This is a genomic window from Mesorhizobium sp. C268A (assembly GCF_040324475.1).
Taxonomy (GTDB): domain Bacteria; phylum Pseudomonadota; class Alphaproteobacteria; order Rhizobiales; family Rhizobiaceae; genus Mesorhizobium.
In genome coordinates this window covers 770,845-796,129 of the sequence record NZ_JAMYVX010000001.1, presented here as the reverse complement: position 1 = coordinate 796,129, position 25,285 = coordinate 770,845, and the positions used below count along the sequence as shown (strand labels likewise).

General features: G+C 62.0%; 24 protein-coding genes. 14 read left to right on the top strand and 10 right to left on the bottom strand.

Features of this window, described 5'->3' with window-relative positions:
- Positions 1 to 22: 22 nt before the first annotated feature.
- The gene (locus tag NKL06_RS04070) at positions 23 to 1,981 is read right to left on the bottom strand and encodes a hypothetical protein (protein ID WP_023693771.1); all 1,959 of its coding nucleotides are present in this window, start codon (positions 1,979 to 1,981) and stop codon (positions 23 to 25) included.
- 48 nt (positions 1,982 to 2,029) lie between these two features.
- Entirely contained in the window at positions 2,030 to 2,656 is a 627-nt protein-coding gene (locus tag NKL06_RS04065) for a nuclear transport factor 2 family protein (protein ID WP_023693770.1), read from the bottom strand.
- A gap of 268 nt (positions 2,657 to 2,924) precedes the next feature.
- Here NKL06_RS04065 and NKL06_RS04060 point away from each other — a divergent pair, with 268 nt between their 5' ends.
- Positions 2,925 to 3,992: a M35 family metallo-endopeptidase gene (locus NKL06_RS04060; RefSeq protein WP_023807757.1), complete on the top strand. Its 1,068-nt coding sequence runs from the start codon at positions 2,925 to 2,927 to the stop codon at positions 3,990 to 3,992.
- A gap of 317 nt (positions 3,993 to 4,309) precedes the next feature.
- Here NKL06_RS04060 and NKL06_RS04055 read toward each other — a convergent pair whose 3' ends face one another.
- On the bottom strand, positions 4,310 to 5,146 hold the full coding sequence (locus NKL06_RS04055; protein ID WP_023693768.1) for an SLC5/6 family protein: 837 nt from the start codon (positions 5,144 to 5,146) through the stop codon (positions 4,310 to 4,312).
- 761 nt (positions 5,147 to 5,907) lie between these two features.
- Between NKL06_RS04055 and NKL06_RS04050 the strand changes: the two genes are divergently transcribed.
- The 4 genes from NKL06_RS04050 (at position 5,908) to NKL06_RS04035 (ending at position 7,728) form a co-directional block, all read left to right on the top strand.
- Entirely contained in the window at positions 5,908 to 6,063 is a 156-nt protein-coding gene (locus tag NKL06_RS04050; protein ID WP_023671409.1) for a DUF1127 domain-containing protein, read from the top strand.
- Between the two features lie 140 nt (positions 6,064 to 6,203).
- Positions 6,204 to 6,377, top strand: a complete 174-nt coding sequence (locus NKL06_RS04045) for a hypothetical protein (protein WP_023689840.1) — start codon at positions 6,204 to 6,206, stop codon at positions 6,375 to 6,377.
- Between the two features lie 173 nt (positions 6,378 to 6,550).
- Positions 6,551 to 7,255, top strand: a complete 705-nt coding sequence (locus tag NKL06_RS04040) for a Crp/Fnr family transcriptional regulator (protein WP_023685922.1) — start codon at positions 6,551 to 6,553, stop codon at positions 7,253 to 7,255.
- A 284-nt stretch (positions 7,256 to 7,539) separates the two neighbouring features.
- Positions 7,540 to 7,728 (top strand): hypothetical protein, encoded by a 189-nt coding sequence (locus NKL06_RS04035; protein ID WP_023693767.1) that lies wholly within the window; start codon positions 7,540 to 7,542, stop codon positions 7,726 to 7,728.
- A gap of 22 nt (positions 7,729 to 7,750) precedes the next feature.
- Here NKL06_RS04035 and NKL06_RS04030 read toward each other — a convergent pair whose 3' ends face one another.
- On the bottom strand, positions 7,751 to 8,491 hold the full coding sequence (locus NKL06_RS04030; RefSeq protein WP_023693766.1) for a sulfotransferase family protein: 741 nt from the start codon (positions 8,489 to 8,491) through the stop codon (positions 7,751 to 7,753).
- A 269-nt stretch (positions 8,492 to 8,760) separates the two neighbouring features.
- Here NKL06_RS04030 and NKL06_RS04025 point away from each other — a divergent pair, with 269 nt between their 5' ends.
- The gene (locus NKL06_RS04025; RefSeq protein ID WP_031208622.1) at positions 8,761 to 9,957 is read left to right on the top strand and encodes an aminotransferase-like domain-containing protein; all 1,197 of its coding nucleotides are present in this window, start codon (positions 8,761 to 8,763) and stop codon (positions 9,955 to 9,957) included.
- Between the two features lie 152 nt (positions 9,958 to 10,109).
- On the opposite strand, the gene yghU is transcribed toward NKL06_RS04025, so the two are convergent.
- Positions 10,110 to 10,979: a glutathione-dependent disulfide-bond oxidoreductase gene (gene yghU / locus NKL06_RS04020; protein ID WP_023693764.1), complete on the bottom strand. Its 870-nt coding sequence runs from the start codon at positions 10,977 to 10,979 to the stop codon at positions 10,110 to 10,112.
- Between the two features lie 427 nt (positions 10,980 to 11,406).
- Here yghU and NKL06_RS04015 point away from each other — a divergent pair, with 427 nt between their 5' ends.
- Positions 11,407 to 12,318 carry a S1C family serine protease gene (locus NKL06_RS04015; RefSeq protein WP_023671416.1) on the top strand — a complete coding sequence of 304 codons (912 nt, stop codon included), beginning with the start codon at positions 11,407 to 11,409 and terminating at the stop codon, positions 12,316 to 12,318.
- Positions 12,319 to 12,507: 189 nt separating this feature from the next.
- Here NKL06_RS04015 and NKL06_RS04010 read toward each other — a convergent pair whose 3' ends face one another.
- Positions 12,508 to 13,122, bottom strand: coding sequence for a hypothetical protein (locus NKL06_RS04010; protein WP_023693763.1), 615 nt, complete (start codon positions 13,120 to 13,122; stop codon positions 12,508 to 12,510).
- Between the two features lie 169 nt (positions 13,123 to 13,291).
- Between NKL06_RS04010 and NKL06_RS04005 the strand changes: the two genes are divergently transcribed.
- The 7 genes from NKL06_RS04005 to NKL06_RS03975 all read left to right on the top strand — a co-directional run bounded on the left by NKL06_RS04005 (position 13,292) and on the right by NKL06_RS03975 (position 20,127).
- Positions 13,292 to 13,888, top strand: a complete 597-nt coding sequence (locus NKL06_RS04005; protein ID WP_023693762.1) for a YdeI/OmpD-associated family protein — start codon at positions 13,292 to 13,294, stop codon at positions 13,886 to 13,888.
- Positions 13,889 to 14,099: 211 nt separating this feature from the next.
- Positions 14,100 to 15,158 carry a GSU2403 family nucleotidyltransferase fold protein gene (locus tag NKL06_RS04000; protein WP_023693761.1) on the top strand — a complete coding sequence of 353 codons (1,059 nt, stop codon included), beginning with the start codon at positions 14,100 to 14,102 and terminating at the stop codon, positions 15,156 to 15,158.
- A 202-nt stretch (positions 15,159 to 15,360) separates the two neighbouring features.
- Entirely contained in the window at positions 15,361 to 16,569 is a 1,209-nt protein-coding gene (locus NKL06_RS03995; protein ID WP_023693760.1) for an ABC transporter substrate-binding protein, read from the top strand.
- 14 nt (positions 16,570 to 16,583) lie between these two features.
- Positions 16,584 to 17,375, top strand: coding sequence for an ABC transporter ATP-binding protein (locus NKL06_RS03990; protein ID WP_352580045.1), 792 nt, complete (start codon positions 16,584 to 16,586; stop codon positions 17,373 to 17,375).
- Positions 17,372 to 18,076: an ABC transporter ATP-binding protein gene (locus NKL06_RS03985; protein ID WP_023693758.1), complete on the top strand. Its 705-nt coding sequence runs from the start codon at positions 17,372 to 17,374 to the stop codon at positions 18,074 to 18,076. The genes NKL06_RS03990 and NKL06_RS03985 overlap by 4 nt, the downstream gene beginning before the upstream one ends.
- 175 nt (positions 18,077 to 18,251) lie before the next feature.
- A complete protein-coding gene (locus NKL06_RS03980) occupies positions 18,252 to 19,139 on the top strand; it encodes a branched-chain amino acid ABC transporter permease (protein ID WP_023693757.1) in 888 nt (295 codons plus the stop codon).
- A gap of 1 nt (position 19,140) precedes the next feature.
- Complete coding sequence (locus NKL06_RS03975; RefSeq protein WP_023693756.1) at positions 19,141 to 20,127, top strand: branched-chain amino acid ABC transporter permease; 987 nt, start codon at positions 19,141 to 19,143, stop codon at positions 20,125 to 20,127.
- Here the strand turns inward: NKL06_RS03975 and NKL06_RS03970 are convergent.
- The 4 genes from NKL06_RS03970 to NKL06_RS03955 are packed head-to-tail and all read right to left on the bottom strand — an operon-like array spanning position 20,121 to position 24,724.
- On the bottom strand, positions 20,121 to 21,077 hold the full coding sequence (locus tag NKL06_RS03970) for a Csu type fimbrial protein (protein WP_023693755.1): 957 nt from the start codon (positions 21,075 to 21,077) through the stop codon (positions 20,121 to 20,123). The genes NKL06_RS03975 and NKL06_RS03970 overlap by 7 nt on opposite strands.
- A 14-nt stretch (positions 21,078 to 21,091) precedes the next feature.
- On the bottom strand, positions 21,092 to 23,512 hold the full coding sequence (locus NKL06_RS03965; protein ID WP_023807755.1) for a fimbria/pilus outer membrane usher protein: 2,421 nt from the start codon (positions 23,510 to 23,512) through the stop codon (positions 21,092 to 21,094).
- Positions 23,484 to 24,206: a fimbrial biogenesis chaperone gene (locus tag NKL06_RS03960; RefSeq protein ID WP_023693753.1), complete on the bottom strand. Its 723-nt coding sequence runs from the start codon at positions 24,204 to 24,206 to the stop codon at positions 23,484 to 23,486. Before NKL06_RS03960 ends, NKL06_RS03965 begins: the two co-directional genes overlap by 29 nt.
- A gap of 26 nt (positions 24,207 to 24,232) precedes the next feature.
- Entirely contained in the window at positions 24,233 to 24,724 is a 492-nt protein-coding gene (locus NKL06_RS03955) for a Csu type fimbrial protein (protein ID WP_023685937.1), read from the bottom strand.
- Between the last annotated feature and the right edge of the window lie 561 nt (positions 24,725 to 25,285).

The window sequence follows — 25,285 nt, the reverse complement described above, 5'->3', positions numbered from 1 at the left end:
GCTTTCGATCGCGTCAGGTGGTTCATTGAGGCTCGCCACACTGAACATCGGCGTAGATCAAATGGTCTGCCTCGCTAAATGCCGCTTGGCTCTGGTCGAAGCAGAACCGTTTGGGCACCAAACGAACTAAGGTGCGTCGGTTGCATTCACCGGGCAGATCGATCTGGAAGGTGCGCGGCGACATCGACGGCGCTGGATCGCTCCATTTCTTGTGACCAGCAAACGAAACGTTCTCGATCCACAAGCTGGAGCCGGCTGAACCGACTGGACCGGAGATAGCCTCGACGCTGATGCCCTTTGCCTGCTCGATGCTTGGATATTCGCCACTTTGCGGCGGATCCCCGTTTGCCGGAATCGTGCCCGCGCTGACTGCCACATTGATCCTGATATCGTCGCGCTCGGGAACACCACCGTAGCTGTTGCGAAAGGTCCAGCTTAAGCGAAGGACACGCGTCCTGACGTCCTCTCCGGGCGGTGGAGGCAAAACCCGAATCTCGGCATCGGCAAGCGAAGAGCCTTCATCCTGCGCTTCTGGCGCCGGGCAGCGCGTGTAGAGTGGGCGGTAGCCACACTCAGGACCGCCGGCTCCCCACAGACAGTCGCTCAGCTTGCGCCAGTCTTCCAAGCTCAATCGAGGCGTTCCTGAGGACAGGTCATTGCCGGACCCCGGCACCATCCAGGGATGGATGCCGCTGCTGCCGATCGCCCAGTCCGTGCGATGTGCTTCTATGCCGGCGTAGACGGTCTGTTCCTCGTGCAGCTCGAGCAATTGGACCCAGGTTGGCGATGTGACCGCCGGTTCGTACCCGACTGCGTCCGCGGCAAAACGGCGGCCGGTGATTTGTGTGGTAAGCGTGTGGCAGCTTGTGCAGTTTCCGGTCGGATCTTCGACCGTCCTGGCTTGGCTAAGTTCATTGGGATAGGTGCCGGTGTAACCGGAGCCGACCACGCGGAACGGCGCGCCCGGCAACCGCGGTCGGCGCGGTAGAAAATCTCCCAGGCTGAAGGCGGTCGATTTGGAATCGCGGGCTGAACGGAAACCGACCCTGCTCTGTTCAATGTGCGGATCTATCACATAGGGGCTTTTGTTGTCATGGCATGCATGGCACGAGATCTGGAACGTCGGGTCATAGATTTTCTCCGCCGCAACCCTTCCGATGTCATCGGAATAGTTGCGCCCGCCTGGCGGAACGAAGGGCTTTGACCAATCGAACTCGCTCCGGTCCTTGCGGCCGTCGAAGAAGATGATTTCTCCGGATTTCCGATTGAACCCGATGGTGCCGAAGACGGAAAATCTCGGATCCGACCGTGTCCAGTAGGGATCGGTGCTGACCTCGTGGCTGATATTGGACTTTCTGCAGAGGAACAGCCATTCCACGTTGCCGCGCACGACCCTTACTGCACGTGAGTTCAGCCCACAGTAGGTTGAGCTGCCAGTTAGCGAAGGCTTGTCGCATCTGGGCAATGTCGCCGTCCATTTCACCACCTCTCCGTTCTCATTGCTGTGCTCGAACTCCAGCGGAGAGCCCGGTTTTGTCGGATTGGGCTTGAGGTCGACGACATTGCCATCAACTTCCAGTGGGATGACCTTCATCTGTGGGCTGCCGCAATCGCCCTCTGGAATAGGACCGAACACCGCCCGCGCTTCATCGCCAGACCTCGTTATGACGTCGGTGCTCTTTGAGGCTGGCGCCCAAAAGATGTCAGGGTTCCATCGCGTAACGGCTTCGGCGAACGCCTTCCCATCGAGTTCAGCGGGAGCGAAAGCGACGCTGCGAGGGCGCAGCGGCTCGAAAGCGGAACTGCGTGGCAATGGTGACGCCGCGCAGTTGCCCGCCTTGCTGCAAATCATGTCGGCCTGATTGGAGCCTTGCCTCTCGCCGGCTCGCGGCGTCGACACAAAAGCTTCATGTCCGATCGTCCCGGACAACAGGAGAAACGCAACGCCGAGGACAGCAGCGATCAGCGCAACAGCACGCATCTCAGCCCACTGGAGCGTGCCAGTGAACCCATGGCCGATCTCTGGGCGTCATCGCTTCTTCGCTGCGACAGAGCCAGCGTCATAGTCAGCGTGGACAGTAAGCGATTGAAATCGCCACATGCCGTCATCGCCCTTTACAACAGACGCGCGGGCATCCGCCGAATAGTCAAGACTCGGTGCCGAAGAGTGGGAGTCCTGCATTGTCACAAGGACTATCGATTTGGTGTTCACCGTCTTGTCGTCAACCACGTCGAACAAGGTGTTGGTCACGAGATGCCGGGTCTGGAGTTTATCGGTTTCCAGTTTCTTAACTATTATTTTCATTTGCACGAGAAGATCATGTGCCGACTCTGGGCCAAGGTCGAGTGTCAGCTCGAGGACACTGCTGCCTGCATCGCAAATCTCATAGTAAGACGATTTAGGTTCCGCAAAGAGGGTGGCGAACGCGGCTGCATTTTTTTCGTCGATCGTCCAGGCGTAGCGGGACAAAAGATCTTGGATTGCCTGACGGTCTTCGGCCGGAGGATTATTATTGACGTTCCAGCCATGAGTAGCCTCTGTTCCACATGAATCAGCCAAAGCAGTGCCGCTGAAAGCAAAACAGAACCCATACGCCAGGGCAAAATACCTCAAAATCGCGCAGACTGTTATTAAGCCTTTCCAACGCTCGCACATAATGGCCCCCTCGGATGGAGCTTGATGGGAAAGTAGCGGTTCATCTTATACCACGCCAAAAAAGGCGCCAGTGAAAATCGATGTCATTGGAGGCCGGGGATGTCGTATTCCTGAATTTGTGAATTTGTGGTAAGTTGTACTCCCCTGTCTGCAGCAATTTTATTCCTGATTGCCGGATCAGCTGTGGGTGATCTGGCATGTGTTAGCAAAATAAAAGCTCACGTAGTCGAAACAATAGATTCTAATCGTGGTTACACAGGAGCAAAAAATGCCGAACATTGTTCGAAATATGGTGTTTCTAATTTCAGCCTTTTTTAGTATAGTTCCTTTGGCGTTTGCGCAGCAGAATCAGGAAATTGAGATAGTTCTGCAATCGCGCCTGACTTCTTTTGGAAACGATACCCCACTAATTATTGACTTTACTCTCACGAACCGGTCACGCAGCCCGATCAGACTGCTCAGGTGGACCACGCCGATCGACGGCGTCTCGGGCGAAATTTTTTCAGTAGCGAGAGGGTCGCAGCCAATTCAGTATATTGGCCCTTTGGTGAAGCGAGCAGAACCGACCGAGGCTGACTTTATCAATATCGAACCCGGACAATCGATTTCGGTGCCCGTCGATCTGTCATTGTACTACGCCATCTATGAAGCAGGGATCTATGCGGTTACCTATGATACAGAGAGAGTGGGTCTGCTGGTTGGCCCTCAAGGTGCCCTGAGACGCGCCCAGGTTCTGAGCAACGCCGTCACGTTCAGGCTTCTATCCGGTCGAATTCCTCCGGAACGGATACCGCTCTCGGCACCCAAATTCGACCAGTGTGACAGCTCTCAACAGGACGATATTGGCGCTGCGCTGGCGGAAGCAAACAACATAGCCTCGGCTGCCCTGCAGGTTTTGCAGGGCACGCCTTCTGCCCAGCAACCGAATTCCCAACGATATCTGACATGGTTTGGGGCGCATACCATAGGACTGTACGCGAAGGCCACTGGAAATTTCTCGAAGATTGCGGATGCTCTTGCAAACAAAGCAATATCGTTTGGATGTCACGGCAGCGTCTGCGGACCGGGAGTTTATGCGTATGTGTTCCGTGGTCAACCTTATAATATCTTTGTTTGTCAAAAGTTCTGGTCAGCCGCTCTGAAAGGAACGGATTCAAGATCTGGAACGATTGTACACGAAATTAGTCACTTTGAGGTCGTCGTCTTCACAGACGACTATTCCTCTGGTGGTCAAAATACCGCCAAGCTACTCGCGGTTGAAAACCCCCCGCAAGCCACAGAAAATGCCGATAGTCATGAATACTTTGCGGAGAACAACCCGGATCTTCCGATGTGAGGGACACCCAGGCAACTGATCCAGCGTGGATACGGGTGCCGTATTGCCATCAGAAACGAGAAAAGATCACCGAGGGCCGGACACATTGCGATCGCATGGTGAATGTCCGCTATCGCTCCCGCATACCGAAAGCGGTCCGGTCGCTCTCGGCCAAAATGCGACATTCAACTTTCGTCTCGTCCTGTCAGGATTTGGCAAGCCGCCCGCCGGCTGGCTCCGAAATGTAGGATCGAAGTCCTGGCGCGCACGCTAATGCGGACAACACGAACTGGACCGGTTTGGCAGTGATCCACTGCGCGCGCCAAACCCTGGCCGATTCACGGCGCAGCCGTAAACCCGCACTGCTTCTGTTCCATCTCGATCTGCTTCGTGATGCGGATGGCGTTCTGGGCGTAGGCTTCGGTCACCGAGCCGCTGTTGACGGTCTTGTCCTTCAGCGGGCTGACGGCTGCGCAGAGGTGGAAGACATGCTCGGTGTCGGACTTGGCGGCGCCGTTTTCCGGCGCGATCCAGTAGACGACATCCTGGCCATTGGGGTGTGCCGCGTCCTTCGTCGCCGCGGCCACCGTGGTGGAGTCGGTGGCGATCGCCTGCGCCTGGGCGGCGACCTCGGGCGAACAGGCCGTGGTCGGCTGCCCCGCCTTGATCTGTTCCGCGCAGGTGTTCATGTCCTGCGTGTACTGCTCGACCGACGGCGGCTGGTAGCTGACCCCGATCAGCGTCGCCAGCACGGCCAGCACGGCGCCGATGCCGCCGGCCACCTTCTTGCTCTTCGGGTCCATATTCTTGTCGTTGAGGATCAAGAGAACCAGCGGCAGGAAGGCAATCAGGGTGATGATCGCGCCGAGCTGGTTCTGGACGAAGAACCGGAATGTGTCGGATTCGCGGGCCGGGTCCTTCCGGTTGGCCGCCTTCCAGAGCAGGCTGCCGGCGATGGCGAAGATCGCGATGCCGACCAGAATGCCGATCAGCAGCGGCAGGTTGCCCTGGTCGAACTTGTGCTTGTAGAGCAGTACGATCCCGGCGATCTCGCCGCCAATGGCGATGACCCACGACAGCACGGCGAACAGGCGCAGCCGCGTGGCCCCGGACTTCTGGCCCTGCGTTGCCTGCCAGTCCTTGGTAACGTCTACGGTCGGCTTGTTGTCGGTCATGACCAGATCCCCCGGTATCGACACTTTTGCTGGGCGGCGTAAAAGGCGCCCGGCGCAGCGTCATTGATCGAACGTCGCCTGCCTCGGCGCGAAAGCGCCACGGCAGACCCCATCCTTATTGCGCATGATGGGATTCGTCCATAGCCGAGGCGGCGGACGAGGATGCCGGCGATGGCGCGGAGGAGGGCAGGGCAATCGCATAAGGCGGCGCCAGCCCCACTCCGTCCGCCGCGGCCACCTCCCCCATGTCCATGGGGAGAGGAAACCCAGGCCCATCAAGGCCGCGACCTCGGTGATTGGCATTTCCTCTCCGTCCGCGGAGCGGGGCAATCGAATATGACAGGTTTGCGCTCTACGAATACCCCCACCCTTAATCCCTCCCCACAAGGGGGAGGGAGACTTGGTAGGCGCTGATCGCCGCAAATCGCCTGGGTTCCACGCCAGAAAGGGTGGCTTGCGGCAGCGTTCCCTCCCCCTTGTGGGGAGGGTTAGGGTGGGGGTCCTCTTCGTAAGAACTCATATGTGATCGCCTTGCGCCGACGAAGGGAAGGTGGGTCGCCGAACCCGAGGGAGCGCCATATGCGATCGCCCTGCCATAGGTCGGATCACGCCACCGCGGGAACGCAACTAATTTGTATACAAATGTTTCTGGGCGGCATCGGTTTGTGAAGCGCTTCACCGTTGCCGCGCAATCGATCGGTTACAGAGGCGGCGCAAGAGCGGGCCTGAGGCAGCGCTCTGCTGCTGCATGGAGGTAACCGATGTTTGAAAGTCTCAGCAGAATTCGCGCTGCCCTGGCGCGCGCCAGCAAGCACAGGAAGACCGTGCGCGCACTGAACGCGCTGCCGACGGAGATCCAGAAGGACATTGGCTGGACGGAGTCGAGGTCGATCGATGAGATAAGGCTGCCGTTCTAGCGCCGCATCCAGCGTCGCTAATATATCGCTCGCCATCGATTGTTCGGAAGCGTACAGTGCAGCATCGTCGGCCACATCAACGGGCGCCGACGCTTGGGAGCGACCATCGCACTCCTGCCCCGACAGGAGGCATTGGAGCCATGGCGGAGCAACCGAGACAGTCCGGTCTGAGCGCCGAGGCGCTCGCGGCCTTGGCGCGGGAAACCGGGGCCTCCGAGCAGCAGATACAAGAGATCGCATCGCTGATCGGCAACGATCGCTCGTCCATCGTGCGCGAAGCGCGCATGGTTGCGGCTGACCGCCCGAAGCGCTGATCCAGGAAAAAGCTGCTGGATTGATTGATGGGGCGTCGCCCCTGATTTGTCGGTTTTGTACGAAGTACAATGGCTGAATCCGAGTCAGCTATCGTCCAATGACCGTTTGCATTTGGGCAGGGCGCCGACGGCTGGGAGATGACATGTGCTCTTGCCCTTGACGGGAGAGAGCGATGGACCAGTCGGTCAGCAAGGAGAAAAGCGGCCTCTTGCGCCGCATGAACCCGGCCGACTTCGCACTGCTTGCGCCGCATTTGCACCATCGTGTGCTCGATCTCAAAGCCCCGCTCGAAATGGCGGGCGAGCCGGTCGCCTCGGTCTGCTTCCTGGAAAGCGGCCTGGCCTCGGTGGTGGCGAGGAACCGGCCGGGCCTCGACACCGAGGTCGGCATCATCGGCCACGAAGGCATGTCGGGCTCCGCCTTGGTGATGGGCGCCGACTGGGCGCCCCATGACTGCTACATGCAGATGCCGGGCGAGGCGGTGTGCATCGATTCCGAGCCGTTCAAGGCAGCGTTGCAGAAAAGCCCGACGCTTCGCGCCTTCCTGCTGCGCTATGCCCATTATCTGCACGGCCAGACCAAATCCACGGCGCTGAGCAATGCCCGCGCCAAGCTCGAGGATCGGCTGGCCCGATGGCTCCTGATGTGTGACGACAGGGTGGTCGGCCACCAGATCCAGATCACGCATGAGTTCCTGTCCGTCATGCTCGGCGTCAGGCGTCCAGGCGTCACCATCGGCCTGCAGATCCTGGAAGGGCGCGGCCTGATCCGGTCGCGGCGCGGCGAGATCGTCATTCGCGACCGGGATGGCCTGATCGCCGTTGCCGACGGCTTCTACGGCCAGGCCGAGGCCGAATACGAACGCCTGCTGGGCTGAGCCTGGCACGGGCTGGAAATGGCCGACGCGAATGCCGGTGAAAGCATGTTGCCAGAGCCGCGCCGGCCATTTGCGGCCATCTGGGGAGAGGCCGCCCGGCAAATCTAGCATCGGCGCAAAAGCGGGCAACGAACCGCAATCGCTTGGTAAAAACCGTACAATCGAATTGTGTTGAACCTTGGTTCGGCAAGAGTATGAATCCGCTGTCGTGAGCATGTATATGGGACGCTGGCGCCTGAGGCTTCGACAGGCCCGCCCGCCCGATGTGAACGGGGAAAACCGAAATGGCAGAACTGCTTTTCGATGTATCCGCCTTCGATTGCGCCATCCTGCGCGCCGCCTTCATCAAATCGGTGATGGAAGACAATGTCCCGGAAAAGTGCTGGCGCGCGCTCGCCGCCTCCCTGGTTCGCGACCTGACCGACCACGAAGACGTCGAGCCGGATCTGCTCGGCTGGATCACGCGCAAGTAGCAATATTCTGACGGTCCGGCGGCTACCCCAGCCACCACCACAGCGCCGCGATCGCCGCAAGCACCGCCGCCACCGACAGCCCCAGCATGATGTAGCTGCCCTTGATGATGTCGCGGATGATCTTCTTCACGCTTTCGCGGTCGTTGAGGTTGGGGAAGGGCTCGTTGGGCAGCGCCACGCCGAGGAAGCCGCAGAGCGGCGCCCAGCCATCGCTGACCTTGAACACCAGAAGCTTCTCCGGCGGCACGGCCGCTATCACCTCCTCGGTATAGGCGTTGTAGCGCGCCACCGCCTTGGCGCGGTCGTCCATCACGCCGGCAAGCGTGCGGCCCCAGATCAGTCTGTGCGACATGTCGCCGAATTTGCGGCCGAACGGCGTCAGCCATTCCAGCACCTTGAACTGCCACAATGTCTCGGTGAAGTGGATTGTGTCGATGGTGCTGTCGTACCAGGCCTCGGCGCCGCGCGGATGCAGGGTGAGCAGCACCTTGGCGTCGGGATAGGCGGCCATCAATTCGCGCCACACGCAGCATCCCGGATTGTCGACCGTCGCCTTGTAATTGGCAAAGACTCTGGTCCAGTCGTGCTGGCTGCCGGGCGGGCTGTTGGCCACCTTGCGCCAGAAGTCGAGATGGCCCTTGTTGGCCTTGTTGAGGATGACTTCCTGCATGTGGTAGCTGGGAAGGCCCAGCCTGTTCAGCGCGGCAAAGGTCGACCATGTGCCGGTGCGGCCGAATCCGGCCCCGATGAGCTCAAGCGTCATTTTAACCCCCCTTGTTGAGACCGCTTTTCTTTTTATGTCGGTCCGCTCGGAATGAGGTTGCATCCGCGCCCCTCGGCGCGCAACAATTTTCCCTGTCCAGGGCAGAAATGTGTTTGCTTTTTCGTCTGGGCCACGCGGAATGAGGGTCTGGCTATTCCAGCGGGTGAGGGAGCCTGATAATAGGTCAGTCAGATTGACCTAAATCGCATGGGCCGGAACGGTCATGCTGGACCAGATGCCGTATCCCGGGAGGTGGGCTCGTGAGTTTGATGGACCTGTTGGCGTCGCGCGCCTCGCGCATGAAGGCGTCGGAAATCCGCGAGCTGCTCAAACTGCTCGACCAGCCCGACATCATCTCCTTTGCCGGCGGCATCCCCGATCCGGCTTTGTTTCCGGCGCAGGCGATCGCCGATGCTTACGCCTCGGTGCTGGGCGGCGCGGAGGCGAGCGCAGCACTTCAGTATCAGGTCTCCGAAGGCTATCTGCCGCTCAGAAAATGGCTGGCCGGCCAGATGGGCAAGCTTGGCATCGCCTGCGACGAGCACAACATCTTCATCACCTCCGGCTCGCAGCAGGCGCTGGATTATCTGGGCAAGCTGTTCCTGTCGCCCGGCGACACAGCGCTCGTGACGTGGCCGACCTATCTCGGCGCGCTCCAGGCCTTCAACGCCTATGAGCCGCGCTACGACCGGCTGACGCCGGATGGCGGCAACATGACGCCCGCCGCCTACCAGGCGGCGGCTGCCGCTGCAGGCGGCAAAGTGAAATTCGCCTATCTCGTGCCCGATTTCGCCAACCCGACCGGCGAGACGCTGAATCGCCAGCAGCGCGAGGCGGTGCTTGACCTCGCCGGCGAGCTCGACATTGCCGTCATCGAGGACGCCGCCTATCGCGCGCTGCGCTATGACGGCGAGGGCCAGCCGCCGATGCTGGCGCTCGACTGCGAACGCTCAGGCGGCATCGAAAACGCCCGCACGCTCTATTGCGGCTCGTTCTCCAAAATCCTGTCGCCGGGCATGCGCGTCGGCTGGGTCTGCGCGCCGCGCCGCGTCGTCGAGCGGCTGGTGCTGATGAAGCAGGCGTCGGACCTGCACAGCCCGTCGATCAACCAGCTGGTCATGCACCGCGTCTCCGAGGCCGTGTATGACGGCCAGGTGGAAAAGCTGATCGGCGCCTATCGCCAGCGCCGCGACGGCTTGCTTGCAGCACTCGAAGCGGAAATGCCGGATGGCGTCAGCTGGAGCCGACCGGAAGGCGGCATGTTCGTCTGGCTGACATTGCCTGAGGGTTCGGATGCCACCGCGCTGCTCGCCCGCTCGGTCAAGGAAGCCCGCGTCGCCTTCGTGCCGGGCAACGCATTTTATGCCGACGGTTCGGGACGCAACACGATGCGGATGAGCTTTACGCTCGCAGATGAACGCGCCGTGGGTGAAGGCGTGCCGAGGCTGGCGAAATTGATGGGCTAATCTCCCCCCTCGAGGGGGAGATGTCGCCGAAGGCGACAGAGGGGGTCGCCGCGCGTGGAGCGCTAACCTTCATCAGTCGCAGGAGGTCGCGCCCAGTCGAGCCGACCCCCTCTGGCCTGCCGGCCATCTCCCCCTCAAGGGGGGAGATTAGCTCACTCCGCCACCACCAATTTGTCCTGCGTCTTCGTCTCGAAATCGCTGGCGTCGTGGCGCTCGTGCAGTTGCATGGCGGGGTCGCCGAAGGCGCGGTTGACCATGCGGCCGCGTTGCACGGTCGGGCGGGCGTCGATCGCCTTGGCCCAGCGTTGTACGTGCTCGTAGTCCTGCACCGACAGGAATTCGGCGGAATCATTGTACATGCGGCCGAGCGCAAGGCCGCCATACCAGGGCCATACCGCCATGTCGGCGATCGAATAGAAGGCGCCGCCGAGATATTCAGTCTCCGCCAGCCGCCGGTCGAGCACGTCGAGCTGGCGCTTGGTCTCCATGGCGAAGCGGTCGATGGCGTATTCGATTTTTTCGGGCGCATAGGCGTAGAAATGGCCGAAGCCGCCGCCGAGATAGGGCGCCGAACCCATCTGCCAGAACAGCCAGGACAAGGTTTCCGCGCGCGCCGGCTGTTCGGTCGGCAGGAACTCGCCGAACTTTTCCGCGAGATAAAGCAGGATCGAGCCGGACTCGAAGACGCGGACAGGCGTCTTGCCGCTGCGGTCGAGCAGCGCCGGGATCTTGGAGTTGGGGTTGACCTCGACAAAGCCCGAGCCGAACTGGTCGCCATCGTTGATGCGGATCAGCCAGGCGTCGTATTCGGCGCCCTTGTGGCCGAGCGCCAGAAGCTCCTCCAGCATGACAGTCACTTTGACCCCATTCGGCGTCGCCAGCGAATAGAGCTGCAGCGGATGCTTGCCGACCGGCAGCACCTTGTCATGCGTCGGACCGGCAATAGGCCGGTTGATGCTGGCGAACGTACCGCCATTGGCTTTCTTCCAGCTCCAGACTTTCGGCGGGGTGTATTCGGTCATGCGGGAAATTCCTTGGTTTGGCGGGCGAAACGACTTGCGCGACGGCGCGAGACTGATGGCGGAAAAGTCGGCGGAACCTAGATACGGGAACACATAGGTGCAATTCAGAAAGGTTCAACTTGTGTTGAACTATTATCGATGTCGGCGCCGCCCCTCATCGCCCTGCCGGGCACTTCTCCCCGTATAGTGACGGGGAGAAGGACGCTGTCGCCTACTGATTTCCCCAATTGCCAGCGTTGCCAAGAGCGCCGATGTTGCGGCCATCTCCCTTCTCCCCGTCACTATACGGGGAGAAGGTGCCGGCAGGCGGATGAGGGGCAGCGCCAGCCTCCTGAAATGATTGCCTTGTTGCCTAAGCCCTTGCGCCCTGTGCAGCGCGGCATACCTATAGAGGATACTGCCCACGCATATCTGCCAGGATGACCGCATGCCGATCGATCCCGTTTCCCCGCTCTTGCGCTCCGTCGTTGGCGTGCGCGCCATGGTTCCCGACGATGCCTTCACGGCCAATGCCCTGGGCACGCGCCGGGAAGGCAGCGGCGTCGTCATCCGCGGCGACGGGCTGGTGCTCACCATCGGCTATCTCATCACCGAGGCCGAGGAGGTCTGGCTGACCGACCAGGACGGCCGCGTCGTGCCGGCGCATGCGCTGGCCTATGACCAGGAGACAGGCTTCGGCCTGGTGCAGGCGCTGGCGCCGCTCGGCCTGCCGGCGGTGGCGCTGGGTGACGCCTCGAAGGCGAAGATCGGCGACCCCGTGGTGTTTGCCGACGGCACCGGCCGCTCGGTCAAGGCACACATCGTCACCAAGCAGGAATTCGCCGGCTATTGGGAATATCTGCTCGACGAGGCGATCTTCATTGCCCCGGCGCATCCGTCCTGGGGCGGCGCGGCGCTCATCGGCCAGGATGGCAGCCTGCTCGGCATCGGTTCGCTGCTTTTGCAGATGAGCCGCAACGGCGAGGTCGCCGACATCAACATGGTCGTGCCGATCAACCTTCTGACCCCGATCCTCGACGATCTCCTGACGCGCGGCCAGGTGGCGAAGCCGCCGCGCCCATGGCTCGGCGCCTTCTCGGCCGAGTCGAACGGTGCGGTCGTGGTGATGAGCGTCGCCGAAGGCGGCCCCGCCGCCAAGGCCGGCCTGCGCCAGGGCGACATCATCTCCGACGTGCGCGATGGCGAGGTCGACGGTCTCGCCGATTTCTACCGCAAGCTATGGCAGAATCCGGCGGGTTCGGAGATTCCTCTCAGGGTCGTGCGTGACGGTCGTGAGACTTGGCTGCGAGTGAAATCCGCCGACCGAAACAGCTTTTTGAAGAAACCGCATCTGCAGTGAAGCCAATCTCCCCCCAAGTGGGGGAGATGCCCGGCAGGGCAGAGGGGGGGCGCGAAGGATCGCGACCTCTCGATCTATTTTCTGACAAGAATCGCGGGATAAACGTGGCTGACACTAGCCGGTGCGTTGGCGGGACAGCGGCCCCCCTGCCGGCCATCTCCCCCACAAGGGGGGAGATTGGCTGCCCCCTCAATCCCCGCACACCCTAAAAGGCGTCCCCGTGTCCCACTCCGCGAAGGGCACGACCTGGCCTTCGACAGACACGATACTGTTCACCTTGCTATCATCATCCTGCGTCTGCATACTTTTGCCCTTGCCGGTCAGCACGTCGTAGTCGCAGCTGCTGTAGACGACAACGGACTGGTATTTGTAATGGTCATAGGCAACGCCGGCGACGACGAAGGCCTCGTTGCGCCAGGCGATGGTCAGCGTCATGTCGGTCCGCTCGCCGGGGCCGATCAGCCCCGGCAGATAGATCTTGATCGAGCCGTTGGGCAGCAAGGTCAACTCCGGTTCGATGCCGGAGCCCTCATAATGCGGCTGGTCGTAGTCGTTCCATTCGCCGTAGACCTGCTCATGCACGACGCCGGCGGGTTTCAGAAAATTGTACTTTTTGTCCCTCAGGAAGAAATGCATGTCCATGGTATCGTCTTCGGGCTCGGTCTCGACGATCATCGCCAGATCGGCGGCGCCGTCGCCATTGAAGTCGCCGGTCAGCGCGGTGATGATTTTCTGGGTTTCGATCGGTTCGGCCAGTGCCGAGGTCGGCAGCAGAAGGATGAGGCCGAGTAACATCGCTCGCATGGCATTTCCCCCGAATTGCAGTCTGCCTTGCCCGGCTGACCAGCAGGAAACTGCCACGGGCGTCGGCTGCGGCGCAAGCCGGCTCGCAATAGGCTAGGGGGTATCGACGCCGCTGACGGAAACTGGCATCGACAGCCGATACAGCCGGCCCGGCAACAACGAGGTGATGATGGCGCCGTTCAAGGTCGATCCCGACAAGGTTCATGAATTCCCCGATCCCGACAGTTTTTACGCCTGGCTGCGCGAAAATCATGCCGGCGAGAGCGAGGTCTGGATCAAGGTCCACAAGGTCGGCTCGGGCCTCGCCTCGATCACGCCGAAGCAGGCCATCGACGTGGCGCTGTGCTTCGGCTGGATCGACGCCATACGCAAGCCGCTCGACGACAAGAGCTTTCTGCAGCGCTACACGCCGCGCGGCAAGAAGAGCATCTGGAGCAAGATCAACATCGACAATGTCGCCCGCCTGGTCGAGGAGGGCCGCATGACCGAACACGGGCTGAAACAGGTCGAGGCGGCCAAGGCCGACGGCCGCTGGGACCGCGCCTATGCCTCAGGCAAGGACATGAAGATCCCTGACGATCTGCAGGCCGCCATCGATGCCGAGCCGAAGGCGAAGGAGATGCTGGCAAAGCTTTCCGCCCAGAACCGGTTCGCGCTGGCGTTTCGAACGCACAACATGAAGACGGAGGCGGGGCGCAGGAAGAAGATCGAGGCTTTTGTCGAGATGCTGAAGCGCGGCGAGACGATCTATCCGCAGAAGCGGTGAGGCGACGGCAAGCGGCTGCCATGGTGCGCGCAGCTAAAAACCCGCGTGTGAGGTTCTGGCCTCCCTTTCTTGGACATAACCTATTGTTTTTAGGGTATTTTCCACTCGGCGTGTGGGTGATAGCTGCGATAGTGGAAAAAACATAGCAACATATTGTTAATTAAGAGTTTTCCACTATGTTAACTTGATCTTGGCTTAAGAGTGGAAAACGATGCTGAGAGAGTTGACCGGCGAGCAGCGGCGCCAACTCATAGATACGCAACAGGTCTACGAGGCCTGGCAGCGTGCTGATGACCAGCGCCAAAGGCGCTTTGCAGGCAGCATGCGCTGGGTTGAGCGCAGCGGTGCTGAATACCTGCTGCGGAAGGTCCGGCAGGTCGAGAATTCACTCGGGCCGAAAAGCAGCCAGACGGAGAAGGCGTTCGCTGCGTTTTCCGAGGGCAGGGTGCAGAACAAGGATCTGCTGGCAGGTCTGGCCGATCGCCTGAACGGCCTGGCGAAAGTCAATGTGGCAATGGGGTTGGGCAGGGTACCGGCCATCGCCGCACGGATATTGCGGCGGTGCGCCGAAACAGACCTGCTGGGCAAGCAGTTGCTGGTTGTCGGCACGAATGCGCTGTTCGCTTACGAGGCTCTGGCGGGCGTCCAGATCACCAGCGGTCTCACGGCAACCGGCGACATCGACCTGCTCTTCGATTCGCGACGTCGCATCAGCTTCGTGACCGGCGAGAGGGTAAGCCAGTCCGGCCTGATAGGCGTGTTGCGTAAAGTGGACAGGTCCTTCAAGCCGCTCCAGCCCCGGGCCTTCAGGGCAGCGAACCGTGATGGCTATCTGGTCGACCTGATCCGTCCGCAGGCAAGACATGTCCTCAAGGACAACGCCACTACCTCGATTACACAGCATGCCGACGATCTCGACAGCGCACCCATGGAGGGGCTGCAATGGCTCATCAACGCCCCGAAGGTGGAGGCTGTGGCGATCGATGAGCGTGGCTATCCCGTAAGCATGCCGACGGTCGACCCTCGAATGTTCGCTCTGCACAAGGCTTGGCTGGCCACGCTGCCTGATCGGTCTGCGGTCAAGGCAATGAGAGATCGTGAACAGGCGGAAGCGGCTGCACGCATTGCCACCGCCTATCTTGCCCTTCCGCTGGACAGCGAACATCTAAAAAGGCCTCCGGCGACATTGCGAGACGCCGCGGCCGCAACGCTGTCCCTTCCTGGCCCGAGCGGCTTTTCCGAAGACCTTCCAATTGAGCCGGACTGGTAGCGCCCACACGCCATGCTACGAAAATAGCATTCTCCCCTTGCGAAATGTGATGCTACGGTTCCCGGCGCACCCAGGGCGGAGGGGTTGCCAAGAGGAGAAGTGGCGGGCGCTGGCCCGGATTTCAGCGAGTACCGGACGGAGCTGTTGAACCATTGCAAGGCCGCCGCGTTTTCCAGCGTCGGCCACAAGGGAGGAACCACCTGTGAAAGCATCCTATCTCGTCTCAGTCGCGCTGCTTGCGGCGACTGCGATGCCGGCGGCGGCCGGCGAAATTTCCGACGGCAAGGTCAAGATCGGCATCCTCAACGACCAGTCGGGCGTCTATGCCGATTTCGGCGGCAAATGGTCGGTCGAGGCCGCCAGGATGGCGGTCGAGGATTTTGGCGGCAAGGTGCAGGGCGCGCCAATCGAGATCGTCAACGCCGATCACCAGAACAAGCCCGACATTGCCTCCAACATTGCGCGCCAGTGGTACGACACCGAGCAGGTCGACGCGATCATGGAACTGACGACATCCTCGGTGGCGCTCGCCGTCCAGGGGTTGTCCAAGGAAAAGAAGAAGATCGACATCGTCACCGGAGCGGCATCGGCCGACCTGACCGGCAAGCAATGCTCGCCCTACGGTTTCCACTGGGCTTACGATACCCACTCGCAGGCGGTCGGCACCGGCGGCGCGCTGGTGCAGCAGGGCGGCGACAGCTGGTATTTCATCACCGTCGACTATGCCTTCGGCTATTCGCTGAAGGAGCAGACCTCAAAGGTTGTTGAGGCAAGCGGCGGCAAAGTGCTGGGCGAGGTGCGTTACCCCTTGGGATCGACGGATTATTCCTCCTTCCTGCTGCAGGCGCAGTCCTCCGGCGCCAAGGTTATCGGCCTTGCCAATGCCGGCCTCGACACCTCCAATACCATCAAGCAGGCGGCCGAGTTCGGCATCGTCGCCGGCGGCCAGCGGCTGGCAGCCCTTCTGTTCACGCTTGCCGAGGTGCACGGCCTCGGACTGCAGGCGGCGCAGGGCGTGGTGCTCACCGAAGGGTTTTACTGGGACCGCGACGACAAGAGTCGCGACTTCGCCGGGCGCTTCTTCAAGCGCACCAACCGCATGCCCAACATGATCCAGGCCGGCACCTATTCGGCGGTGCTGCAATATCTCAAGGCCATCGACAAGGCCGGCACCGACGAGACCGAGGCGGTCGCCAAGCAACTCCATGAAATGCCCGTCGACGACATCATCAACGCCAACGGCAAGGTACAGGCCGACGGCTCGATGGTCCACGACATGTATCTCTACCAGGTCAAGAAGCCCGAGGAGAGCAAGAAGGACTGGGATTACTACACCTACCTTGCGACCATTCCGGGCGACAAGGCCTTCATCAAGGCTGAAGACAGCGGCTGCCCGCTCGTCACCAAGTGACGCTGGCGCAAGCCGTGGCCGTCCAGCCGGACGGTGCCGAAATCAAGCCGCGGGTGGTGCTCTCCGCCCGCGGCCTGCGGCGCGACTTTGCCGGTTTCGTCGCCGTCAACAATGTCGACCTCGACGTCCATCACGGCCAGATCCATGCGCTGATCGGGCCGAACGGCGCCGGCAAGACGACAATCTTCAACCTCTTGACCAAGTTCCTGCAGCCGAGCAGCGGCAGGATCGAACTGTTGGGCAACGACATCACCCGCACCGCGCCGGCCAGGGTGGCGCGCATGGGCCTCGTCCGCTCGTTCCAGATATCGGCGATCTTTCCGCATCTGAGCGTGCTCGACAATGTCCGCGTCGCCTTGCAGCGGCCGAGCGGGCTCGGCTTCCAGTTCTGGCGCTCGCTGTCGGCGCTCGATAAACTGACGCCACGGGCGCGCGAACTGCTTGCCGTCGTCGGTCTCGACGATGTCGCGCATCGTCCGGCCGGCGATCTCTCCTATGGCCGAAAGCGCGTGCTCGAGATCGCCACCACGCTGGCGCTCGACCCGAAAGTGCTGCTGCTCGACGAGCCGATGGCCGGCATGGGGCACGAGGATGTCGGCGTCATTTCCGGCATCATCCGCTCGCTGGCAACGGACCGCGCCGTGCTGATGGTCGAGCACAATCTCACCGTCGTCGCCGACCTTTGCGACTGGATCACCGTCATGCAGCGCGGCCAGGTGCTCGCCGCCGGCGATTACGCAACGGTGAGCAAGGACGAGCGCGTCAGGATCGCTTACATGGGGACCGAGCAGGGGGACCGAGCATGAGTGAGCCGATGCTTGCCGTGCGCGATCTCCACGCCTGGTATGGCGAGGGCCATGCGCTGCATGGCGTCAACCTCGACGTTTTTCGCGGTGAGACGGTGACGCTGCTCGGCCGCAACGGTGTCGGCAAGACCACAACGCTGCGCGCCATCATGGGGCTGGTCCGCAAGCGCAGCGGCAGCGTCGCCTTCGACGGCAGCGACCTGATGCGCCTGCCGCTGCATCGTGTTGCCCATCGCGGCATCGGCTTCGTGCCGGAGGAACGCGGCATCTTCGCCACGCTCACCGTCGACGAAAACCTGATCCTGCCGCCGGTGGTGGCCAAGGGCGGCATGAGCGTCGAGGAAATCTTCGATCTCTTTCCCAACCTCAAGGAGCGCCGCAACAGCCCCGGCACCAAACTCTCCGGCGGCGAACAGCAGATGCTGGCCATCGCCCGCATCCTGCGGACGGGCGTGCAGATGCTGCTGCTCGACGAGCCAACCGAAGGCCTGGCGCCGGTCATCGTCCAGCGCATCGGCGAACTGCTGGCGACCTTGAAAAAGCGCGGCATGACCATCCTGCTCGTCGAGCAGAATTTCCGCTTCGCCGCGCGCATCGCCGACCGCTTCTATCTGATGGAGCATGGCAAGGTGGTGGAGGGTTTTGCCGTAAGCGAGCTTGCCGCTCACACGCAACAGCTGCACGAGGTGTTGGGGGTATGATGACGACAGCCCACGGCAGTACCCCCACCCCGCTGCTGCGCAGCGACCCTCCCCACAAGGGGGAGGGTGGAGGGCCACCGCCCTACCTTCCCCTTGTAGGGAGGTCGGACCGAAGGTCCGGGTGGGGGTACGTGCCGCACAGACGCATCCCGCTTGCAACACCCTCGGTGACGCCATGACCATGATCTTCGGCATCCCCGTCCAGGCCTTGCTCGGCCAGATGCTGGTCGGGCTGATCAACGGCTCCTTCTACGCCATGCTGAGCCTCGGCCTGGCCGTCATCTTCGGCCTGCTGCGGATCATCAATTTCGCCCATGGCGCACTCTATATGCTCGGCGCCTTCATCGGTTACCTGCTGCTCGTCCATCTCGGCATCGGCTACTGGCCGGCGCTGCTCCTGGTTCCGCTCATCGTTGGCGTCTTCGGCATGGCGGTCGAGCGCGTGGCGCTGTCGCGGCTCTACCGCCTGGATCCGCTCTACGGGCTGCTGTTCACCTTCGGACTGGCGCTGGTCATCGAAGGCGTGTTCCGTTTCTACTACGGTGTGTCAGGCAACCCATATGCCGTTCCGGCGCAGCTTGCCGGCGGCACCAATCTCGGCTTCATGTTCCTGCCCAACTATCGCGGCTGGGTGGTGGTGGCCTCGCTCATTATCTGCATTGGCACCTGGCTCCTGATCGAAAAGACCAGGCTCGGCTCCTATCTGCGCGCCGCGACCGAGAATCCGGAGCTGGTGCAGGCCTTCGGCGTCAACGTGCCGCTGCTGCTGACGCTCACCTATGGGCTCGGCGCGGCGCTCGCCGGCCTTGCCGGTATTCTCGCCGCGCCCGTCTACCAGGTCAGTCCGCTGATGGGCTCCGATATCATCATCGTCGTCTTTGCCGTCGTCGTGGTCGGCGGCATGGGTTCGATCCTCGGGGCCATCGTCACCGGCTATATGCTCGGCCTCGCCGAGGGCCTGACCAAGGTGTTCTATCCCGAGGCGTCGAACCTCGTCGTCTTCGTCATCATGGCGATCGTGCTGCTCCTGCGCCCCGCCGGCCTGTTCGGAAGGGACGCCTGAGATGAGCGAGGCAACCCTTCACCAACAGCGCACCGCCGCCTCCGTGCGGCTGGAGCGGGTATTGCTGGCATTGGCCATACTGGCGCTGATAGCCGCGCCCTTCTTCGTCTATCCGATCTTCCTGATGAAGATGCTGTGCTTCGCGCTGTTTGCCTGCGCCTTCAACCTGCTGCTCGGCTACACCGGGCTGTTGTCGTTCGGCCACGCCACCTTCTACGGCGCCGCCGCCTATTTCTGCGCCTACGCCGTCAAGGCATGGGGCTGGCCGCCCGAGGCCGGCATCCTGCTCGGCACCGCCGGAGCGGCCGTGCTCGGCCTGGTCATGGGCTTCCTCGCCATCCGCCGGCAAGGCATCTATTTCTCGATGATCACGCTGGCGCTGGCGCAGATGTTTTATTTCTTCTGCGTCCAGGCGCCGTTCACCGAAGGCGAGGACGGCATACAGGGCGTGCCGCGCGGGCATCTGTTCGGCATCGTCGATCTCAACGTCACGCTCAACATGTATTTCGTCGTGCTTGCCGTATTCCTCATCGGCGTCTTCGCCGTCTGGCGCATCGTCAACTCGCCCTTCGGCATGATCCTGCGTTCGATCCGCGAGAACGAGAACCGTGCCATCTCGCTGGGCTATTCGGTCGGCCGCTACAAGCTCGCCGCCTTCGTCATGTCGGCAGCCCTTGCCGGGCTTGCCGGCGCCACCAAGGCGGTCGTCTTCCAGTTCGCGACGCTGACCGACGTCACCTGGCAGATGTCAGGCGAGGTGATCCTGATGACGCTGCTCGGCGGCATCGGCACCATGGTCGGTCCTGTCGTCGGCGCCGGCCTCGTCGTCGGGCTGGAAAACACGCTCGCCACCTCCGGCTTCCCGGTGACCATCGCCACCGGCCTGATCTTCATGATCTGCGTGCTGGTCTTTCGCCGCGGCATCGTCGGCGAGATTTACGCGCGCTGGCTGGCGCCGGCCAACGGCGAGGCGGGCCGCGATCAATAGGTGATGGTCACCACCACCGTGTCGGTGTAGACGCCGGCCGAGGGCGTCGTCTGCGGCGGCACGCGGCCGTAGACGATGAGCGGTTGCGCCAAGCCGGTTCCGGTGCCGGCCACCGTGCTTCCCGGCGTTCCGGCGTCACCCCAGGGCTGCGAGCGCGCGGCGTCCTTGTAGAGGCCGTAGGTGACCCGCTCGCCGCCCTTCGACATCTTGCGATTGGTCGGCGTGCCGCCTGTCGTGCCGCCATTCAGGGAAACCGTATAGGCGGTCGACGGCGTGCAGGTGACCGAGACCTGGCCGGTGGCATCGGCATTGGCGTCGAGCACGCCCTTGGAGCCGAAATCGATGTTCTGGGTGGCGACCAGGCAGTTTGCCGCGACCGTGGCGTTGATGGTGAAGGTCGGACTGGCGCCCAAGTTGCCCGCGCCGGTGTTGCAGCTGCTGCTCAACAGGGTTGTCCGGGAGCGGAACTCGAGTTGCCCGCCCGAAAATGTCGACAGATAAGTGCCCGGCGGAACGGTCGCCTGGCCGCCGGGAACCCGGCCATAGAGCGTCAGGGTGTCGATTGAGTTGCCGAAGAGATTGGGGCTCAGCAGCAGCGGTGGCGGGCGCGAGGCATAGGCCCAGTTATAGGTGCCCCAGACAACGCTCATTGCGGGGTCCGAATAGAGTTGATAGTTGAGGCTGTTGACGCCGCTCGCCATCTGCCGGGCCGCCGCCGAGGTTGCACCGCCGGTGCCGGCGGCAATATGCGGACAGACCAGGACGGGCAGCAGCAATGGCAAACTGCCGCTGCAAGTCGCGGTGAAGGTGGCTGTCGATGTCGCCGCGGTGCCCGACAGCGTGTCGATGAGGCCGAAATTCAAACTGGTGACGGTGTAACTGCAGCTCTGCGCCCGGGCGAGCGACGGGAGCAGCACCAGCAGCAGGGCGATGATTACGGCGCGCAGCATTTTTCCTCCAGCTCTCATTGGCACACCACGTTCCCGATCACCACTTGCCGGCCGCGCGCCGCCTCGAAGGGAAACTCTGCCCGGCATGAACCGCCGTCAGCGCGCTCGACCTGCACTGAATTCTGCTTGCCGAGGCCCTTGATATAGGCCTGCCCGTCATAGCCGACGACGAAGTCTTCGGTGCCGCCATCGACGCGTCCCGACAGTCCGGCTTCGAGCGGCGTTCCGCTCGAGTCGACCAGCGTCACCAGCGCGGCCTGCGCCGCCTCGGACACGCCGAACTTCAGCACGACGCCGTTGCGGTCGGCTGGGACGACGGTCTCCTTGGTAGCCGGGACATCCGCGTCGACTGGTAGATTCTTCGGGTCGATGGAGACCGTGTTCAGCTCATAGGAGTTGAGGCCGGTGACCAGGATGCGGCCTTTGCTGTCGGTCCTGCCTACCGGCCGGTTCTGATGCAAGACCTCGACATCAGGCGTGCCGACATCGACGACGGCAAAGGCATCGTCGATGCGGTTGGTGGCGAACACCCCGCCGCCTGCGACCGCAATGGCGCCGTCCATCTGGCCGGTCACGCGAAAGTCCTTGTCGAATTGCTGGGCGCCGGCCTCAAAACGCGCAAAAGACGCGCGGTAGCTCACCGCTGCCGAACGGTTGGGAACCTCGCCTTCGGAGGTGCGCAGCCGCCAGCCGATGCTGCCGTCCTCGGCCCGCTCCGATTTGGCGAGGTCGGCCACGACATTGAGGCCGTCAGGCCCATGCTCGACACCCGTCGACGCCATGACGTCGTCATTGAACGGGATCGAAATCCCCGCAAAGATGCCATAACTGTCGCCGTCGTCGAGATCGGCGAAGGCCGTGGCATAGAGCGTGCTGCGCTTGAAGATCTCCTGACTATAGGAGAGGCCGACGATCTGGCTGGTCTCGCCTTCGGCATCCTTGAGGTGGGTATAGGAGAAGTTGAGGCTGGAGAAGTCGATCGGCATCGGCACGCTGAGCGTCACCTGGTCGACCGCCCGCGGCACGCCGGCGCTGAAACGGGTGAAATCATCGGGATCGAGTATGACCGGCTGTGCCGTCACCGAAGCGATATCTTCAAAGCCGCCGAATGACCGCTGCATGCGGGCGTTGATCGCCCAGCCGTCATAACCGAACTCGGCCCTGGCATCGACCAGCGACCCGGTGCGTCCGTCATGATGGCTGCCGGCGACGGCCAGCGAAGCTGCGCCATATGCCCCGAGCGGGAAGGCAGCACCTATGCCGCCATTGATCAGATCGGCGCCGCCCTCGGCATGGGCTTCCAATGTCAGCCGGTCGGTCACGCCGTAACGCGCGCTGGCGACCCCCATGACGCGGCTGTCATAATCGTCGGAGGAGATGCCGAAATTGCGCCGCGCCATCCCTGCCTCGACGGAAAAGTCGAGCAGTCCCTGGCGCAGCAGCATGCTGGAGGCATAGAACGGCAAGGTGGCCGTGGTCTCGCGGCCCAGGCTGTCGCGCAGCACCACCTGCGCCTGTCCTGCGCCCGTGAACACCGGCAGATTGGTGACCTGGAACGGCCCGGGCTGGATGTCGCCGGAATAGGTGCGCACGTTCTGCGTATAGACCTCCAGCGTCGACGGCACCGCCGCGGTGCCGCCGAAGGAGGGCAGGGGTAGCGTCACCAGGTCCGATCGCAGGTGGAAGTTGCGTTGCGCCTGGATGCCGCCGAGATAGACCGGACGCGTCCACGACAATCCACCGGAGATGAAGTCGCCGGCCCGATAGGTCATCAGCCGGTCGGGGTCGGAATAACTCCATGTCGTGTTGAGCCGCGTGAAGCCGCCCAGCCTGCCGTCGGAATAGCCGGCGATGAAGGATTGGCTGAGCGTTCCATAGGGGCTGAACACGCGCGCATCGAAGCCGCCGGAAACGCCCTGGAACAGCTCGACGTCCTTGTCGAACAATGTGTTGGAGCTGGCAAACAGCGAATAGTTGAGAACCGCTCCCAAGCCCGATTGCGGCGCCGGCCGGTCCTGCAAGCGCAAGCCGAGGTCCAGCATGCGCGCCTCGCGGCTGTCATTGGCGGCGGTGACGTAGAGGCGCTGGGCTACCTCATCGATCCGAAACGAAACGTCGGCCAACTGGTCGAGCCTGACCAGGCCGCCGGCGTCGGCTATGTCCTCCGGCGGTTTCAGGCCGACCTCCTTCAGCTCTTGGGGCGCCGCCGCCAGCCCACCATCCGGCATCTCGATAAAATTGCCGACCAGCTTGGTCGAAACGTCGTTGATGAACACCTCGAGATAGAGGCTGCGGCCCGCTGGCAAAACGGAAGCCGGCTGTTCGAGGTTCGTCACGGCCGGAAATTCCTGCGAACGCACCGCCAAGCAAGGTGTGAAAGTCGCAACCGCGACGATGACAGCGACGCTACTTGCCCTTGACGGCAACGTTGGCATCGAAGGGTCCAAGATCGCTCTGTGCCTTCAAAAGCACGGAGCCCGCTGACAGTGATTTGCCGCTGCCGATCGGCCACTGCATGGTCGCGCCGCCCAGGACATAACCGACGAGCCCGTTTCGGTTGCCGAGCTTTTTGCCGTTCTGGGTCAGGGATAGGTTGGACAAGCGGAGACGACTTTCACCGGTATTGCTGGCTGTCAGCACAAGACTGCCGCCCTTGCGCGAAACACTCCAGGCGACTGCCGGCGCGGCCGCATCGGCGTCGCGGAAAAACACCGGCACGGAGTAGCGCAGCGCGAGCGCGACCGTACCGGCCTTCTTGCGCGACGGGTCGGGTAACTCGTCGACGATGACGCGGTAGCTTTCCTCGGCCCGCACCGGCGCCTTCGACACGCGCACGACGCGAACCACGTATTGGGCATTGGGTCCGAGTTTGGTCGATGGCGGGCTGGCGACGACGTCCGTGGTCGGCGTCAGCGTCTCGATCCCGCCAGACTGGCTCCAGGCGAAGACGCGTATCTGCACATTGATCGGCCGCTTGGGGTCATCGTTGCTGAGGTTGAGAACCGCCGAGGCGTCGGGCGAGATCAGCTCGAGACTTGTCGGCGCCACCCTGAGCGAAGCGGCTTGTGAGAGACCGGCGCACAGCAACAGAACAGCCGTGGCTCCGATGCATGAAAGCATGGATCGCATGATCGTCCTCGTGTTGGTATCGATTGTCAGTACGTTATGGTGATCGCAACGGTGTCGGTGTAGAGGCCCGCCGCCGGTGTCGTCTGCGGTGGAACACGCCCGTAGACCGTCAGCGGCTGAATGGCGCCGTTGCCGGTTCCGCCGACCGTGTCGGTGGGGATCGTGGTGCCCCAAAGCTGCGTCCGGGTGCTTTCCCTGTAGATGGTGTAGTCGATCGTCGCCGACGCCGGCCCGGTCATCTTGCGAACAGCAACCGTTGCGCCCGCGCCCGCTCCGGCGCTCAGACCAACATTGTAGGACTTGCCGGTCGTGCATTGCACGTTGATGGTGCTGGTCTGGTCGACATTCGCATCAATGACACCGTGCGAGCCGAAATCGAGATCGCTCGCCGTCTGCACCTTGCATTCGTCGGTAATCGTGATGCGGACATTCATGCTGCCCGTCGCGGTCGCGGCGATCGCGGGCAGGATGGGAAGCAGCGACGCTCCCGCCAGCAGCGCATATTTCAGCAATCTCATGCGTGTTTCCTCCGTCGGGCAGACCGTTCCTCGCAACACAGTCTTGACCCGGATTTCACTCCTACAGCTCCTCCGTTGCATGCTTCGCAAGACATCAACGATACAGTAATGTCAGAAGCGAACTGTGCAATGATTATTACAACTTAGATTCGGATTGCGACAGCGAATAACTTCGGTATGTATCGGATAATTTTGGTTAATATTTGGTTAACAGAGATGAAATGGACATTTTTCCGAAGTGAAAGTTTGTCTGTCGAAAATTTATTTTGCTTCTCGTGCCGAAAAGGCGAAATATCTGGCAAATCATCTTGATTTTGTAGAGTCTCACCTGTCGTCCTTTATTATCGATATTTCGCGGCGTGCACCGGCGCCAAGCAGCCATCGCCATAGCCGCGCCGGTAGCTGTTCGCGCCTGTCCAAGCCTTGCGGTCGTGCTGACAGGGCCGCATTCGCCAAAACCGTGTTCCGCCCGGCCCAAGCATGGCCGTCCCGGCTGAGATAAATCCACCGCCGTCGGATCGCGGCGAAACACATGCGAATCGTTCTTGCCACGCTGGCCCG

Bases quoted from the DNA above. Each gene is read 5' to 3' on its own strand.
- NKL06_RS04070 (WP_023693771.1), bottom strand. From the start codon at position 1,981: ATGCGTGCTGTTGCGCTGATCGCTGCTGTCCTCGGCGTTGCGTTTCTC.
- NKL06_RS04065 (WP_023693770.1), bottom strand. From the start codon at position 2,656: ATGTGCGAGCGTTGGAAAGGCTTAATAACAGTCTGCGCGATTTTGAGG.
- NKL06_RS04060 (WP_023807757.1), top strand. From the start codon at position 2,925: ATGCCGAACATTGTTCGAAATATGGTGTTTCTAATTTCAGCCTTTTTT.
- NKL06_RS04055 (WP_023693768.1), bottom strand. From the start codon at position 5,146: ATGACCGACAACAAGCCGACCGTAGACGTTACCAAGGACTGGCAGGCA.
- NKL06_RS04050 (WP_023671409.1), top strand. From the start codon at position 5,908: ATGTTTGAAAGTCTCAGCAGAATTCGCGCTGCCCTGGCGCGCGCCAGC.
- NKL06_RS04045 (WP_023689840.1), top strand. From the start codon at position 6,204: ATGGCGGAGCAACCGAGACAGTCCGGTCTGAGCGCCGAGGCGCTCGCG.
- NKL06_RS04040 (WP_023685922.1), top strand. From the start codon at position 6,551: ATGGACCAGTCGGTCAGCAAGGAGAAAAGCGGCCTCTTGCGCCGCATG.
- NKL06_RS04035 (WP_023693767.1), top strand. From the start codon at position 7,540: ATGGCAGAACTGCTTTTCGATGTATCCGCCTTCGATTGCGCCATCCTG.
- NKL06_RS04030 (WP_023693766.1), bottom strand. From the start codon at position 8,491: ATGACGCTTGAGCTCATCGGGGCCGGATTCGGCCGCACCGGCACATGG.
- NKL06_RS04025 (WP_031208622.1), top strand. From the start codon at position 8,761: ATGGACCTGTTGGCGTCGCGCGCCTCGCGCATGAAGGCGTCGGAAATC.
- yghU (WP_023693764.1), bottom strand. From the start codon at position 10,979: ATGACCGAATACACCCCGCCGAAAGTCTGGAGCTGGAAGAAAGCCAAT.
- NKL06_RS04015 (WP_023671416.1), top strand. From the start codon at position 11,407: ATGCCGATCGATCCCGTTTCCCCGCTCTTGCGCTCCGTCGTTGGCGTG.
- NKL06_RS04010 (WP_023693763.1), bottom strand. From the start codon at position 13,122: ATGCGAGCGATGTTACTCGGCCTCATCCTTCTGCTGCCGACCTCGGCA.
- NKL06_RS04005 (WP_023693762.1), top strand. From the start codon at position 13,292: ATGGCGCCGTTCAAGGTCGATCCCGACAAGGTTCATGAATTCCCCGAT.
- NKL06_RS04000 (WP_023693761.1), top strand. From the start codon at position 14,100: ATGCTGAGAGAGTTGACCGGCGAGCAGCGGCGCCAACTCATAGATACG.
- NKL06_RS03985 (WP_023693758.1), top strand. From the start codon at position 17,372: ATGAGTGAGCCGATGCTTGCCGTGCGCGATCTCCACGCCTGGTATGGC.
- NKL06_RS03980 (WP_023693757.1), top strand. From the start codon at position 18,252: ATGACCATGATCTTCGGCATCCCCGTCCAGGCCTTGCTCGGCCAGATG.
- NKL06_RS03975 (WP_023693756.1), top strand. From the start codon at position 19,141: ATGAGCGAGGCAACCCTTCACCAACAGCGCACCGCCGCCTCCGTGCGG.
- NKL06_RS03970 (WP_023693755.1), bottom strand. From the start codon at position 21,077: ATGCTGCGCGCCGTAATCATCGCCCTGCTGCTGGTGCTGCTCCCGTCG.
- NKL06_RS03965 (WP_023807755.1), bottom strand. From the start codon at position 23,512: ATGCCAACGTTGCCGTCAAGGGCAAGTAGCGTCGCTGTCATCGTCGCG.
- NKL06_RS03960 (WP_023693753.1), bottom strand. From the start codon at position 24,206: ATGCGATCCATGCTTTCATGCATCGGAGCCACGGCTGTTCTGTTGCTG.
- NKL06_RS03955 (WP_023685937.1), bottom strand. From the start codon at position 24,724: ATGAGATTGCTGAAATATGCGCTGCTGGCGGGAGCGTCGCTGCTTCCC.